Origin of the sequence: Salmonella sp. SAL04214 (assembly GCF_046550615.1) — a bacterium.
Lineage (GTDB): Bacteria > Pseudomonadota > Gammaproteobacteria > Enterobacterales > Enterobacteriaceae > Salmonella > Salmonella enterica.
Genome location: NZ_JBGDXT010000008.1, coordinates 199,082 through 213,100, shown reverse-complemented (window position 1 = coordinate 213,100; position 14,019 = coordinate 199,082). Strand labels below are relative to the sequence as shown.

Annotated in this window: 13 protein-coding genes; 1 reads left to right on the top strand and 12 read right to left on the bottom strand. The window is 52.0% G+C overall.

Features of this window, described 5'->3' with window-relative positions; all coding sequences use genetic code 11:
• Positions 1 to 3: 3 nt before the first annotated feature.
• The 12 genes from fabZ to rpsB all read right to left on the bottom strand — a co-directional run bounded on the left by fabZ (position 4) and on the right by rpsB (position 12,696).
• Complete coding sequence (gene fabZ / locus ACLJQD_RS15335; RefSeq protein WP_000210741.1) at positions 4 to 459, bottom strand: 3-hydroxyacyl-ACP dehydratase FabZ; 456 nt, start codon at positions 457 to 459, stop codon at positions 4 to 6.
• Positions 460 to 564: 105 nt separating this feature from the next.
• Positions 565 to 1,590 carry a UDP-3-O-(3-hydroxymyristoyl)glucosamine N-acyltransferase gene (lpxD, locus tag ACLJQD_RS15330; protein WP_001139265.1) on the bottom strand — a complete coding sequence of 342 codons (1,026 nt, stop codon included), beginning with the start codon at positions 1,588 to 1,590 and terminating at the stop codon, positions 565 to 567.
• Positions 1,591 to 1,593: 3 nt separating this feature from the next.
• On the bottom strand, positions 1,594 to 2,079 hold the full coding sequence (gene skp, locus ACLJQD_RS15325) for a molecular chaperone Skp (RefSeq protein WP_000758966.1): 486 nt from the start codon (positions 2,077 to 2,079) through the stop codon (positions 1,594 to 1,596).
• Between the two features lie 122 nt (positions 2,080 to 2,201).
• Positions 2,202 to 4,613, bottom strand: a complete 2,412-nt coding sequence (gene bamA / locus ACLJQD_RS15320; protein WP_001240922.1) for an outer membrane protein assembly factor BamA — start codon at positions 4,611 to 4,613, stop codon at positions 2,202 to 2,204.
• 31 nt (positions 4,614 to 4,644) lie between these two features.
• On the bottom strand, positions 4,645 to 5,997 hold the full coding sequence (gene rseP / locus ACLJQD_RS15315) for a sigma E protease regulator RseP (protein WP_000949017.1): 1,353 nt from the start codon (positions 5,995 to 5,997) through the stop codon (positions 4,645 to 4,647).
• An 11-nt stretch (positions 5,998 to 6,008) separates the two neighbouring features.
• Positions 6,009 to 6,866 (bottom strand): phosphatidate cytidylyltransferase, encoded by an 858-nt coding sequence (gene cdsA / locus ACLJQD_RS15310; RefSeq protein WP_000922422.1) that lies wholly within the window; start codon positions 6,864 to 6,866, stop codon positions 6,009 to 6,011.
• Between the two features lie 12 nt (positions 6,867 to 6,878).
• A complete protein-coding gene (gene ispU, locus ACLJQD_RS15305; RefSeq protein ID WP_000947413.1) occupies positions 6,879 to 7,637 on the bottom strand; it encodes a (2E,6E)-farnesyl-diphosphate-specific ditrans,polycis-undecaprenyl-diphosphate synthase in 759 nt (252 codons plus the stop codon).
• A 312-nt stretch (positions 7,638 to 7,949) separates the two neighbouring features.
• Positions 7,950 to 9,146: a 1-deoxy-D-xylulose-5-phosphate reductoisomerase gene (gene ispC, locus ACLJQD_RS15300; protein WP_017441522.1), complete on the bottom strand. Its 1,197-nt coding sequence runs from the start codon at positions 9,144 to 9,146 to the stop codon at positions 7,950 to 7,952.
• A gap of 141 nt (positions 9,147 to 9,287) precedes the next feature.
• Positions 9,288 to 9,845 (bottom strand): ribosome recycling factor, encoded by a 558-nt coding sequence (gene frr, locus ACLJQD_RS15295; protein ID WP_000622423.1) that lies wholly within the window; start codon positions 9,843 to 9,845, stop codon positions 9,288 to 9,290.
• Positions 9,846 to 9,991: 146 nt separating this feature from the next.
• Complete coding sequence (gene pyrH / locus ACLJQD_RS15290) at positions 9,992 to 10,717, bottom strand: UMP kinase (protein ID WP_000224567.1); 726 nt, start codon at positions 10,715 to 10,717, stop codon at positions 9,992 to 9,994.
• A gap of 144 nt (positions 10,718 to 10,861) precedes the next feature.
• A complete protein-coding gene (gene tsf / locus ACLJQD_RS15285; RefSeq protein WP_000808106.1) occupies positions 10,862 to 11,713 on the bottom strand; it encodes a translation elongation factor Ts in 852 nt (283 codons plus the stop codon).
• A 257-nt stretch (positions 11,714 to 11,970) separates the two neighbouring features.
• A complete protein-coding gene (rpsB, locus tag ACLJQD_RS15280; RefSeq protein WP_000246886.1) occupies positions 11,971 to 12,696 on the bottom strand; it encodes a 30S ribosomal protein S2 in 726 nt (241 codons plus the stop codon).
• 450 nt (positions 12,697 to 13,146) lie between these two features.
• On the opposite strand from rpsB, the gene map reads away from it, so the two are divergent.
• On the top strand, positions 13,147 to 13,941 hold the full coding sequence (gene map / locus ACLJQD_RS15275) for a type I methionyl aminopeptidase (protein WP_001018214.1): 795 nt from the start codon (positions 13,147 to 13,149) through the stop codon (positions 13,939 to 13,941).
• Positions 13,942 to 14,019: the final 78 nt, after the last annotated feature.

Below are 14,019 nucleotides of genomic sequence, written 5' to 3'. Positions count from 1 at the left end.
GAATCAGGCCTCCCGGCTACGAGCACACATCATGGTTGCTTCGCACACGACTTTACCGTCGACCAGCGCAACCCCTTTAAAGCGGGTCAGGCCACGGCGCGTTTTCTCGAAAGTGACTTCCATGATCATCTGATCGCCTGGCACCACCGGACGCTTAAAGCGCGCTTCATCAATACCCGCGAAATAATACAGTTCGCCAGGTTCCAGTTTACCAACGCTTTTAAACGCCAGAATACCGGTTGCCTGCGCCATCGCTTCCAGAATCAGCACGCCTGGCAAAATCGGTTTGCCCGGGAAGTGCCCCTGGAAAAACGGCTCGTTGACGGAGACATTTTTCACCGCACGCAGAAAACGACCTTCTTCAAAGTCCAGCACGCGATCGACCAGTAAAAACGGAAAACGGTGCGGCAGAAGCTCTAAAATCTCTTCAATCTGCAGAGTATGAGTGTTAGTAGTCAAAATACTCTTCCTGTCCAAATATACAAAAAGGCAATAATAACACGGCCTGCCGCAATCGTATGAATGTGACAGGCCGGAAAAGAATGGCAACTACAAGGCGGAACGTTAGTCTTGTTGATTAACCTTGCGCTCAATCGCTTTGAGACGCTTGCTCATATCATCAATGTTCATCACCAGTGCAGCAGTTTTACGCCATACTTTGTTGGGTTGCAGCGGAATGCCTGAGGAGTAGACGCCCGGTTCCGTGATGGGACGCATCACCATACCCATGCCAGTTACCGTGACTTTGTCGCATATTTCCATATGCCCATTGATCACGCTGGCGCCGCCAATCATGCAGTAACGGCCAATCTTCAGGCTACCCGCCATAATGACGCCACCGGCAACTGCCGTATTGTCGCCAATCACGACGTTATGTGCAATCTGGCACTGATTATCAATAATCACGCCATTGCCAATAACAGTATCATCCAACGCGCCACGGTCAATGGTGGTACAAGCGCCGATCTCGACACGATCGCCAATAATGACCCGGCCCAGTTGTGGGATCTTCACCCAGTTGCCACGATCGTTAGCGTAGCCAAAACCGTCCGCGCCGATCACCGTACTGGACTGGATCAGGCAATTCTCACCGATCTGAATGTCGTGGTAAATCGTTACGTTCGCCCACAAGCGTGAACCCGCCCCGATTTTGCTATTTTTTCCGACGAAACAGCCTGCGCCGATAACCACGTTATCGCCCAGTTGTACGCCAGATTCAATCACCGCATTCGCGCCGACTGAAACATTGCTACCCAGCGTTGCCGTCGCATCAATCACGGCACTTGGCGCGATATTCTGCGCGGGCTGCGGCGTAGTATCTAAAATTTGCGCCATGCGCGCGTAGGTCAGGTAGGGATTTTTAACTACCAGCGCCGCGCTCTTGGCAAAAGGAAGATCGTCCTGCGTCATGACAACCGCAGAAGCCTGGCATAAACCTAAGTGTTCACGGTACTTAGGATTTACCATAAACGTAATGTGGCCTGTTGTTGCAGATTGCATGGACGCAACGCCGGTGATGACGATATCGCCATCACCGTGTAATTCTGCATCCAACTGTTCTGCTAAGTCAGCCAGTCGAATTGAAGGCATTACTTATTTAACCTGTTTCAGTACGTCAGCGGTGATGTCTTTCACATCGCTGCTGTTGTAAGCAACGGTGTTTGCGTCTACCACCAGATCGATACTCTGGTCGTTAGCCACTTTTTTCACCGCAGTCTGGATACGAGTCACCAGTTTGTTGCGTTCTTCGTTGGAACGACGAGCGCGATCTTTCTCAAAAGCCTGCGCTTTTTGCGCGAAAGTCTGGCGCTGAGACATCACGTCTTTTTCCAGCTTAGTACGATCGCTACCTGCTTTCATGGATTGCAGACGCTGCATTTTAGATTGCAGATCGGTTTCCATTTTTTGCAGTTCAGCCGCACGGCCTTTAAATTCGTTTTCCAGTGTATTGGATACACCCGTCTTCTGCGCAACCTGTTGGAACAGATTACCCATGTTGACGATTGCAATTTTGTCAGCAGCCTGTGCGGACGTTACCATCGCCAAACCAAGACCTGCAGCTAATAACCACTTTTTCACAATAAACTCCTTACCATCCCATTTGCACCCGAAGGTACAGCTCTTTGCGTGGCCTGGCGATCCCTGGGGGCATCGCCAAAAGTCATCGCTACACTACCAATGCATTCCTTTGCAGTGAACAATTACCAGGTTTTACCAATGTTAAACTGGAACTGCTCGGCTTTGTCTCCATCGTACTTTTTAAACGGCTGGGCGTAGGAGAAGACCAACGGCCCCAATGGGGACATCCATTGTAATGCGATACCCGCGGACATACGGATGTTGCCTGGATCGCTGTAATCCGGTACATCTGACGGCGCAGATGACGGATCCCAGTTCGTATCCCAAACGGTACCCATATCCCAGAAGAAGGAGGTACGAACCGAGTTGGCATACTTTTCGCTGATGAACGGCGTCGGGGTAATAAATTCCAGGCTGGCGACAGCCATGGCATTACCACCTACCGCATCATCTGATTTACAGCCTGATTCCTGAGTACAGTCTTCGTAATCATCATTATCGTCCCAACTAGTGTGGGCGCCATTTTTATAGACCGCTTTCGGGCCGATAGTATTCGACTGGAAACCACGCACGGTACTGGAACCACCGGCATAGAAGTTCTCATAGAACGGCATTTCCTTGCCGCCTAAACCATCGCCATAACCCCAACGAGTACGCCCCAGAACCACCCACTTGTGATCGTTATCGATAGGCACATAGGTCGCGGTATCCAGCGACACTTTGTAGTATTCGTTGTCGGAACCTGGAATCGTCACCTTACCCGTCAGGTTGACTCGCGAGCCGTCCGTCGGGAAATAACCACGGTCAAGCTTGTTATAGGTCCAGCCGTAGTTAAAGGTGAAGTCGTCGGCAGCAAAATCGCTGGCATCAGGGTCGCCCATCGATTCAAGATAACGATCCATCGCGATCTGCGGCTGCATGTTGGACAGTTTGTTATGGACATAACCCAGACCAGCACGCAACGTGTTGTACTCGTTGATGGGGAAGCCAAGCGTCACATCCGTACCGTAACTCTTGTTGGTATAGTCGGACAGGTCGGCATCATCCGCTTCAAAGTCGTTATAGAAGATACGACCACCGAGGCTCACGCCGTCAACGGTAAAGTATGGGTTAGTAACGGACAGTTCGCTGTAGGTCTGGTAGTCGTTTTTGGTGCCGTTAATCCCCACGGAATAACCGGTACCTAACCAGTTGTCCTGCTGAACGCCGGCCTGGAAGCTAACGCCGCTTTCTGTACCGTAACCGATACCGAAGTTAAAGCTACCGGTGTTGCGCTCTTTCACCTTGTACACCACATCAACCTGATCCGGGCTACCCGGAACGCGCTGCGTGTCGGTGTCGACGGTTTCAAAGAAGCCGAGACGGTTCAGACGCTCTTTCCCCTGGTCAACCAGGTCGCTGCCCAGCCACGCCCCTTCCATCTGGCGCATTTCACGGCGCAGAACGGAATCTTTTGAGGTGTCGTTGCCTTCAAAGCGGATCTTACGCACGTAGAAACGGTTGCCCGCATCGACGTTTACGCGCAGTTTTACGGTTTTGTCAGCATCGTTAATTTCAGGCTGTGACTGCACGCGCGGATAGGCGTAACCATAGCGACCCAGAAGCTTTTTGATGTCATCTTCCATTTTGGTCACTTTGGTGCCGTTATAGAGCTCGCCCGGTTCAATTTTCGTCAATTTCTCAATTTCAGCGGAATGTCCGGCCAGGTTACCGCTCACCTGAACCCCGGAAAGCTTGTACTGATCGCCTTCGGTGATATTGACGGTGATGTAGATCCCTTTCTTATCCGGCGTCAGACTCACTTGCGTGGAGTCAATATTGAAACGCGCGTAGCCGCGATCCAGATAGTAGCTGCGCAAGGTTTCAAGGTCGCCCGCCAGCTTCTGTTTCTGGTATTTACGATCGCCGACGACGTTCCACCACGGCACTTCGTCACGCAACTGGAAATGAGAAATGAGTTCTTCGGTGCTAAAGGCATGGTTACCGACGATGTTGATCTGTTGGATCTTCGCCGATACGCCCTCCTGGAACACCAGTTTAAGATCAACACGGTTGCGCGGCAGCGGCGTGACGACCGCCTTAACGCTGGCGCTGTATTTACCTACGCTATAGTAAAAGTCTTCCAGACCTTTTTCGATATCAGACAACGTGGTGCGATCCAGAGACTCGCCAACACGTACGCCAGACGCTTCGAGGTTTTGCTTGAGCATGTCATCTTTCACCGACTTGTTACCGGAGAAAGTGATGCTGGCAATGGTCGGACGTTCTTTTACCTGAACCAGAAGGGTATTACCATCGCGCAGGACGCGGACGTCCTCAAAGTTGCCGGTGGCGAACAGAGCGCGAATGGTGTTACTGATATCTTCATCATTAACCGTGTCGCCTGTGCGCACCGGCATACTGAGGAGAGCCGCACCAACGGCGACTCGCTGCAGGCCTTCGAAATGAATGTCCTTCACTACGAACCCTTCAGCACCGTATACGGTGGCGCTGCTGAACAGCAGCGACGCTATGAGCAACTTTTTCATCGCCATCGTTATTATGCGTTCTTCCTAACTAACTCTCTTACAACCGAGAGAAATCATTGAAAAGTGCAAGCCCCATTAACAACACCAGCAAAATCGAGCCAATGCGATAACTAAAGTCTTGAACCCGCTCGGATACCGGCCCGCCCTTAAGCTTTTCAATCGCCAGGAACAGCAGATGACCCCCGTCAAGAACGGGCAGCGGAAACAGGTTAATTATCCCTAAGTTCACGCTGATTAGCGCAAGGAACATCAGGTAATAAATCACCCCGAACTCCGCTGACATCCCAGCCCCCTGAGCGATAGAAATCGGCCCACTGAGGTTGTTCAGTTTCACATCACCGGTTATCAATTTACCCAGCATACTGACCGTCAGCTTCATCAACTGCCACGTCTTATCCGTGGCTTCGAGGATGGCGCTAAAAGGCCCATACTGGCGTATAGTCTTGTACTCTTCCGGCAGAGGAATAATTTTAGGCACCACGCCTGCAAACCCTTCCGCCTTTCCGTTAACCGATTTCGTATCCGGCGTTAACGTCAACGACAAGGCGCTCCCCTGCCTTTCAATCTCTAACGCTAACGGCTTACCGGGATTATCGCGTACAAACGTCACGAATTTCATCCACTGCGTTAACGGCTGACCATCGACTTTAACGATCCTGTCGCCTGCTTGCAAACCCGCTTTACTGGCTGCGGAATTCGCCTGCACTTCTGACAGTACCGGTTCAATCTGTGGCCCGCGGGGCCGAATCCCTAAAGAAGATACAGGATCTTGCTTATCAGGCTCAAATGCCCAGTGACGTAAATCAAGCGTTTTGTCCTGCCGCTGGTCGCTGCCAAACGGCGCGACGCTCACCGTCGTCTGCTGATCGCCAATTTTGGACACCAGTTGTAAACGCACGGCATCCCAATCAGGGGTTTCGATACCATCAACGGCTTTAAGTTCCGTACCAGGCGCAATTTGCGCCTGCGCTGCAATCGAGTTGGGTGTTATTTCGCCAATGACCGGACGAACGCCAGGGACGCCGATGATAAAGACCAGCCAGTAAGCAAAGATAGCAAAAATGAAGTTCGCAACCGGACCTGCGGCAATAATTGCGGCGCGCTGGCCCACCGTTTTGTTATTGAAGGCGTGACGACGCAATTCCGGCGCTACCGGTTCGGCGCGCTCATCCAGCATTTTGACGTAGCCGCCCAGCGGGATCAGGGCGATGACATACTCGGTGCCGTACCGATCGGTACGACGCCAGAGCGCTTTGCCAAAACCGATGGAAAAGCGCTCAACTCGCACACCGCAGCGCCGGGCAACCCAGAAATGACCAAATTCATGCACAGTGATCAGCACGCCCAGTGCGATGATGAATGCAGCCAGATTCCAGAGAATACTCAGCATAAAACCTTCCGTTAGAGCGTCCTGAACACCAGTAACAACAGGCAAGCAAAGACCGGTACGGCAGCCGTCAGGCTGTCAATTCGGTCCAGAATGCCGCCATGGCCTGGAATCAAGTGGCCGCTATCCTTAATTCCTGCTTCGCGCTTAAACATACTCTCGGTGAGGTCGCCCAGTACAGAAGCCAGAGCCGCCACCACAGAGCAAATCAGCAAGATAACAGGCGCAACATTCAGATTCGCCCACATACCGTAACCCCATGAGATCACGGCAGCCGTAGCAAGCCCGCCGATAAACCCTTGCCAGGTTTTACCCGGGGAAACCTTCGGCGCCAGCTTATGTTTGCCAAACAATTTACCAAACATATACGCGCCAGAGTCCGCTCCCCAGACCAGGATCATGACATAGAGTAGCCATATTGCGCCACTGTAATGATTCTCGTCATAGTGCCAGGCGCGCAGCGCCAGCATGCCCCAGAAAAATGGCACAATAGTTAACAAACCGAAAATGAGACGCAATGTTTTTGAGTTGCGCCAGATTGCCGCCGAACCGGGATAAAATAGCACCAGCAGTAGCGCGACAACCCACCATCCTAACGATGCCCAAAGCGACATCTCAACCAGCGGTTGACGAATGTTGTGATGATACTCAGGCAACAAAAATAGCATCAGCGCCAATAACAGACCACACAGCACCGCCAGCCAAACCCGCTGTGAACGCGCGGCGAAACCGCTTAACTGTCCCCATTCCCACGCGGCCAGCATACAGACAACCAGCGTAATAATAGCGAACCCCACCGGCGGCAATAAAAAAAGCGCAGCGATGACCGCGGGTATTAACACAAAAGCAGAAATCAGGCGATACTTCAGCAAAAGCAACCCCCATCAGGCTTTGTCATCACCAGGCTCGGTACCGCCGAAACGACGCTCTCGATTAGCAAAGGCATGCAGCGCACCTTCAAAGTCTTGTTCATCGAAATCGGGCCAAAGAACATCCGTAAAGTAAAGTTCGGCATAGGCAATTTGCCAAAGCAAAAAGTTACTAATGCGATGCTCTCCCCCAGTCCTAATTACTAAATCCACAGGCGCCAGCTCATGCATACAGATTTGCTGGCCTAGTCTCTCTTCATCAATCTGATCGGGGCGCAGCACTCCAGCCTGCACCTGTTCCGCCAGTTGTCGGACTCCCTGGACAATATCCCAACGTCCGCCGTAATTCGCAGCGATATTCAGCGTTAGACCCGTATTATGGGCGGTAAGCGCTTCTGATTTGCGAATACGTTCTTGTAAACGTGAGTTGAATCGGCTGATATCGCCGATAATACGCAGGCGAACGTTATGGCGGTGCAGGCTTTTGACTTCGCTATCCAGCGCCCACACAAACAGCTCCATTAACGCGCTCACTTCCTGCGCCGGTCGGTTCCAGTTTTCACTACTAAAGGCATACAGCGTTAACGCATCAATACCGTTATTGGCAGCAAAAGAGACCGCTCGCCGGACGGACTTCGCCCCGGCTTTATGCCCAAAGGCCCGGATCTTCCCTTGCTTTTTCGCCCAGCGACCATTGCCATCCATAATTATGGCAACATGACGGCAGCCATGTGCTGGCAAATTTTCGCTTACTGGTTGAGTTGCAGACAACATAACGCGTTTTTTGTCCCTGAAAGGATTTAGCGGTACTCAGGAATACTGAAGCCTTTATACACATTCTCTTCGGTTCGCTTCGCGGATGACTGCGCCTCATCGCCCCTGTCGTGCGCTGTCTGCGCACGCCGGGAACGTATTCGCCTGCCGTCCCGATGCGTCCTGAATGATTTTGTGTATCCACAAAAAAGCCGTGTAAAACCACGGCTAACCTGACCGAAAAAAGCCAAAAACCTGCGATCAGGTGGCGCAGACTATATCACCGAAGCCCAACGCTAACAAATAGCACGATCTTCTGTCGCGGGATAATCGTCAGCGTGAGAGCCGTATCACTTGTTTTCTGGCTACTTCACGCGCGATGGCGTCAACCTGCAATACGTCCTCAACGCTTGCCGGTTCCTGTAAATCCATCCTCTCCAGCACCGCTAAATTGAGCCCGGCGATATCGGTAAAACGAATCTGTTGCGCCAGAAACGCGGCAACGGTGATTTCGTTTGCCGCATTGAGCGCCGTCGTTGCCGCCTGACCTTGCTCAAACGCCTCCATCGCCAGCTTCAGGCACGGATAACGCTGATAATCTGGCGCGCTAAACGTCAGCGCGCTGAGTTTGCAAAAATCGAGCGGCTGCGCGCCGGACGTGACGCGATTCGGCCATGCCATCGTATGCGCAATAGGCGTACGCATGTCAGGTTCACCAAGCTGCGCCAGGACGCTGCCGTCCTGATAACGCACCATCGAATGAATGACCGATTGCGGATGGATCAACACTTCCATCTGACGTGCGCTGGCATTAAATAACCAACGCGCTTCAATGTATTCCAGACCTTTATTCATCATGGTGGCGGAATCGACGGAGATTTTTCGCCCCATCGACCAGTTCGGATGACGACATGCCTGATCCGGCGTCATCGCTGCCAGATCGCGCATTGGCGTTTCACGAAACGGGCCACCAGACCCGGTAAGCAAAATCGACGTTACGCCATTTTGCTCAAGGTCAGCGTATCCCAGATTATGCTGAATAGATTGCGGCAAACTCTGAAAAATCGCGTTATGTTCGCTATCGACGGGTAAAAGCCGGGCGTTGCTGCGTTTTACTTCGTCCATAAACAGCCGCCCGCAGGTCACCAGCGATTCTTTATTCGCCAGCAGAATCGTCTTCCCTGCGCGAATCGCCGCCAGGGTCGGCAGTAAACCAGCCGCGCCCACAATGGCCGCCATCACATGCCCGACCTCATCAAGCGCCGCCATCTCACAGGCAGCCTGCTGACCGCTCAGAACCTCGGTGCGGCTGCCATGCTGCTGAAGCATTATTTTGAGCTGTTCTGCGCTCGACGTATCGTCCATCACGGCATAACGCGGCGAGAATTCCAGGCACTGCTCCGCCATGCGGGCGACATTTTTACCCGCCACCAGCGCGATAACGCGGAAGCTATCAGGATTATGGCGCACCACGTCCAGTGTGCTGCAACCAATAGAGCCGGTCGAGCCCAGAATGGTTAATTGCTTCATGAAACGTCCAGAAGTGTTGAAACGGAATAAAAAGCAAAACGCCGCACAGGAGACCTGATAATGTCTTCTGCGCGGCGCTTTGTACACCACTCATCCGCCAGGTTTAGCGGTGGAATGAGTTTATATCTGCGTACAGATCAATCAGAACTGCATCAGTTCTGCTTCTTTATCTGCCAACGCCGCATCAACTTTCTTAATTGCCGCGTCGGTCATTTTCTGTACTTCTTCCTGAGAGCGACGATCGTCATCTTCACTGATCGCTTTATCTTTCAGCAGAGCTTTTACTTTATCGTTCGCATCACGGCGGACGTTACGAACGGCGACACGCGCCTGCTCCGCTTCGCCACGGACAATTTTCGTCAGATCTTTACGACGTTCTTCGGTCAGCGGCGGCAGCGGAACGCGAATGTCGGTGCCCGCAGAGCTTGGATTCAAACCGAGGTCTGACGCCATGATCGCTTTTTCAACGGCTGGCCCCATAGAACGGTCAAACACGTTAATTTTTAAGGTACGGGAGTCTTCTACCGTTACGCTTGCCAACTGGCGCAGCGGGGTCGGAGTGCCATAGTATTCTACGACAATACCATCCAGCAGGCTGGGAGAAGCACGACCCGTGCGCACTTTGCTGATTTGGGTTTTGAACGCTTCAACGCATTTTTCCATGCGTACTTCAGCATCTTTTCTGATATCGCTAATCACGTTACGAATCCTTGAAAACTAGTCTCAGTCAGACCAGACGGTCACACAATACAAAGATGTGCTAAGTATAGTCTCGTTTAATTTCTGCCAGGTAATAAGACCCGTCAATAGAACAGAATCTTACCCGTATTTGGCGCTCACGGGAATTATTCCGTGATTAACGTCCCTTCTTTTTCGCCCATCACCACACGACGCAGCGCGCCCGGTTTGTTCATGTTGAAAACACGAATCGGCAGTTTGTGGTCACGAGCCAGCGTGAACGCCGCCAGATCCATCACTTTCAGCTCTTTATCCAGCACTTCGCTGTAGGTCAGCTGATCGTACATGGTCGCGGAAGGATCTTTTGCCGGATCGGCAGTGAATACGCCATCCACTTTGGTCGCTTTCAGTACGACATCCGCTTCAATTTCGATCCCGCGCAGACAGGCCGCAGAGTCGGTAGTGAAGAACGGGTTACCCGTACCTGCAGACAGAATCACAACACGGTTATTACGCAGCAGGCTAATAGCCTCGGCCCAACTGTAGTTGTCGCATACGCCGTTTAAAGGAATTGCCGACATCAGGCGGGCGTTCACATAGGCGCGGTGAAGCGCATCACGCATTGCCAGGCCGTTCATGACGGTGGCCAACATGCCCATGTGGTCGCCCACAACGCGGTTCATCCCCGCTTTTGCCAGACCTGCGCCACGGAACAGGTTACCACCGCCAATCACCACACCAACCTGAATACCCAGTTCAACCAGTTCTTTGATCTCCTGAGCCATACGATCCAGTATGCTTGCATCAATACCGAAGCCTTCCGTACCCTGCAGAGCTTCGCCGCTTAATTTAAGCAGAATGCGTTTATAGACGGGTTTTGCATTGGTAGCCATGTTTCTTTCCTGAGACTGTCAACAATTGATATGAGTTAATTCCGGCGACATTGTACGTCGCATTTCAGCGCAGACGCCAGGCGTCGGCTGATTTTACAAGAGAGGCGCAAAAAGAAGCCGCCCTCAGGCGGCTCCTCAGGAAAATCAGGACTGCTTAGACATCGCAGCAACTTCTGCTGCAAAGTCAGTCTCGACTTTCTCAATGCCTTCGCCCACTTCAAAGCGGATGAAGCCAGTCACGTCAGCGTTGTGCTCTTTCAGCAGTTGGCCAACAGATTTGCTCGGTTCCATGACGAAAGGCTGACCAGTCAGAGAAACTTCGCCGGTGAATTTCTTCATGCGGCCTTCAACCATTTTCTCTGCGATTTCTTTCGGCTTACCGGACTGCATCGCGATGTCCAGCTGTACCTGGTACTCTTTCTCTACCACGTCAGCAGACACGTCTTCCGGCTTAACGAATTCCGGCTTGCTTGCCGCAACGTGCATCGCCAGCTGTTTAACCAGCTCTTCGTCAGCGCCTTTAGCGGCAACCAGAACGCCGATGCGCGCACCGTGCTGGTAAGAACCCAGAACGTCGCCTTCCAGGGAAGCTACGCGACGAATGTTGATGTTCTCGCCAATTTTCGCTACCAGAGCAACGCGCTCTTCTTCGAACTGTGCTTTCAGAACTTCTACGTCAGTGATTTTGCCAGCAACAGCGGCGTCCAGCACTTTGTCAGCAAATGCCTGGAAGCCAGCATCTTTAGCCACGAAGTCAGTCTGGCAGTTAACTTCCAGAATGAAAGCGACGTTGCCGTCGATTTTGGTTTTGATTACGCCGTCAGCAGCCACGTTGCCTGCTTTTTTCGCCGCTTTGATAGCGCCGGACTTACGCATGTTTTCGATTGCCAGCTCAATGTCGCCATTCGCTTCAGTCAGCGCTTTTTTGCAATCCATCATGCCTGCGCCGGTACGCTCACGCAGCTCTTTTACCAGGGATGCGGTAATTTCAGCCATTCTAAAATCCTCGAAAGATTTGATCTGCCCGGCATCAAACCGCACAGATATAAAAGTGAAAAAGGGGGCCATATACAGGCCCCCTAACCAAACGTGATACTACCTGGTCTATAAGGGCTCTCCCCTTCATATTTCGAGCCGCAGGCGCGTTGCCTTCACTCGCTCATCCTGGTCACTTACTGATGTAAGCTCCCGGGAATTCTCGAGCTTGCCGCCTTCCTGCAACTCGAACTATTTTAGGGAGTTATCAAGCCTTATTACTCGGCTTCTACGAAGCTTTCTTCCGCCTGGGAAGCCAGATCCTGAGAACGGCCTTCACGAACGGTTGCAGCGACAGCGCCCAGGTACAGGCTAACAGCACGGATTGCGTCATCGTTACCCGGGATAACGAAGTCAACGCCGTCCGGATCAGAGTTGGTATCAACGATAGCAAATACCGGGATACCCAGGTTGTTCGCTTCTTTGATAGCAATGTGCTCGTGGTCAGCATCGATAACGAACAGAGCGTCCGGCAGACCGCCCATGTCTTTGATACCGCCCAGGCTGTTTTCCAGTTTCTCAAGCTCACGAGTACGCATCAGCGCTTCTTTCTTGGTCAGCTTTTCGAAAGTACCGTCCTGAGACTGAGTTTCCAGGTCTTTCAGACGTTTGATGGACTGACGAACTGTTTTCCAGTTAGTCAGCATACCGCCCAGCCAGCGATGGTTCACGAAGAACTGGTCGCAGCTGTTAGCAGCTTCTTTCACCGCTTCGCTTGCAGCGCGTTTAGTACCAACGAAAAGGATTTTACCTTTACGAGCAGAGATCTTGTTCAGTTCAGCCAGAGCTTCGTTGAACATCGGTACAGTTTTCTCAAGGTTGATGATGTGAACTTTGTTACGCGCGCCGAAGATGAAAGGCTTCATTTTCGGGTTCCAGTAACGGGTCTGGTGACCAAAGTGAACACCAGCCTTGAGCATGTCGCGCATGGAAACAGTTGCCATGATTTAAAACCTCTATAGATTAAGTTGGGGTTATGCCTCCACGTATCCCATATTACCGACCCCAAAGGGCACCCCGGAATATGTGCCGATACGTGTGTGTTGTTACACAAAGTGAGATTTGTCGCTCCCGTCCATCGTGTGTAGTCTTCGAATGGATCGGAAGTCCGGCGCGCTTTATACCACAAATACGCCACCGACACCAATAATTGTTGGCACTCAGTGCTGAATTGAACGATGAATTTCGTGTTACAGGCAGGCGGCAAATTTTTGCATCCCTTGGAGCTTACGGCCAGTAAGTGACTGGGGTGAAAAAATGTCGCCAACGCACCTGTGGCACGAAAGGCGAAGTTCAGAATGATTCTCAATTTGGCAGGGTACACCCCTGACTGATACCATTGTCAGCACTTACACAATTATTGCCGAAATCATCGGCACTGATGGACAGAATTCATGGCTATCTCTATCAAGACATCTGAAGACATCGAAAAAATGCGCGTCGCGGGCCGTCTGGCAGCCGAAGTGCTGGAAATGATCGAACCGTATATCAAACCGGGCGTCACCACCGGCGAACTGGACCGTATCTGTAACGATTACATCGTTAACGAACAACACGCGATCTCCGCCTGCCTCGGCTACCACGGCTATCCGAAATCCGTCTGTATCTCTATTAATGAAGTGGTGTGCCACGGCATTCCGGATGACGCTAAACATCTGAAAGATGGTGATATCGTCAACATCGACGTGACCGTGATTAAAGATGAATTCCACGGCGATACCTCGAAGATGTTTATCGTCGGCAAACCGACCATTCTGGGCGAGCGTCTGTGCCGCGTCACGCAAGAGAGCCTGTATCTGGGCATCAAAATGGTGAAACCGGGCATCCGCCTGCGCACCATTGGCGCCGCCATCCAGAAATATGCCGAAGGCGAAGGTTTCTCCGTGGTACGTGAATACTGCGGACACGGTATTGGTCGCGGCTTCCATGAAGAACCGCAGGTGCTGCATTATGATGCAGACGATGGCGGCGTCGTGTTGCAGCCTGGCATGACCTTTACCATTGAACCGATGCTGAACGCCGGGGATTACCGTATCCGCACCATGAAAGACGGCTGGACGGTAAAAACCAAAGACCGCAGCTTGTCTGCTCAGTACGAGCATACTATTGTGGTAACGGAAAACGGCTGTGAAATTCTGACGCTGCGTAAAGATGACACCATCCCGGCGATCATCACACACGACGAATAATGTTTTGCCTGATGGCGATGCCTTCGCATCTTATCAGGCCTACAAATTACACCTTGACTCAAAATCATTCGAGTTGCC

What these genes read in the sequence shown, in the direction of transcription:
- bamA (WP_001240922.1), bottom strand. Translation starts at nt 4,613, where the DNA reads ATGGCGATGAAAAAGTTGCTCATAGCGTCGCTGCTGTTCAGCAGCGCC.
- ispU (WP_000947413.1), bottom strand. Translation starts at nt 7,637, where the DNA reads ATGTTGTCTGCAACTCAACCAGTAAGCGAAAATTTGCCAGCACATGGC.
- lpxD (WP_001139265.1), bottom strand. Translation starts at nt 1,590, where the DNA reads ATGCCTTCAATTCGACTGGCTGACTTAGCAGAACAGTTGGATGCAGAA.
- rpsB (WP_000246886.1), bottom strand. Translation starts at nt 12,696, where the DNA reads ATGGCAACTGTTTCCATGCGCGACATGCTCAAGGCTGGTGTTCACTTT.
- tsf (WP_000808106.1), bottom strand. Translation starts at nt 11,713, where the DNA reads ATGGCTGAAATTACCGCATCCCTGGTAAAAGAGCTGCGTGAGCGTACC.
- ispC (WP_017441522.1), bottom strand. Translation starts at nt 9,146, where the DNA reads ATGAAGCAATTAACCATTCTGGGCTCGACCGGCTCTATTGGTTGCAGC.
- rseP (WP_000949017.1), bottom strand. Translation starts at nt 5,997, where the DNA reads ATGCTGAGTATTCTCTGGAATCTGGCTGCATTCATCATCGCACTGGGC.
- map (WP_001018214.1), top strand. Translation starts at nt 13,147, where the DNA reads ATGGCTATCTCTATCAAGACATCTGAAGACATCGAAAAAATGCGCGTC.
- pyrH (WP_000224567.1), bottom strand. Translation starts at nt 10,717, where the DNA reads ATGGCTACCAATGCAAAACCCGTCTATAAACGCATTCTGCTTAAATTA.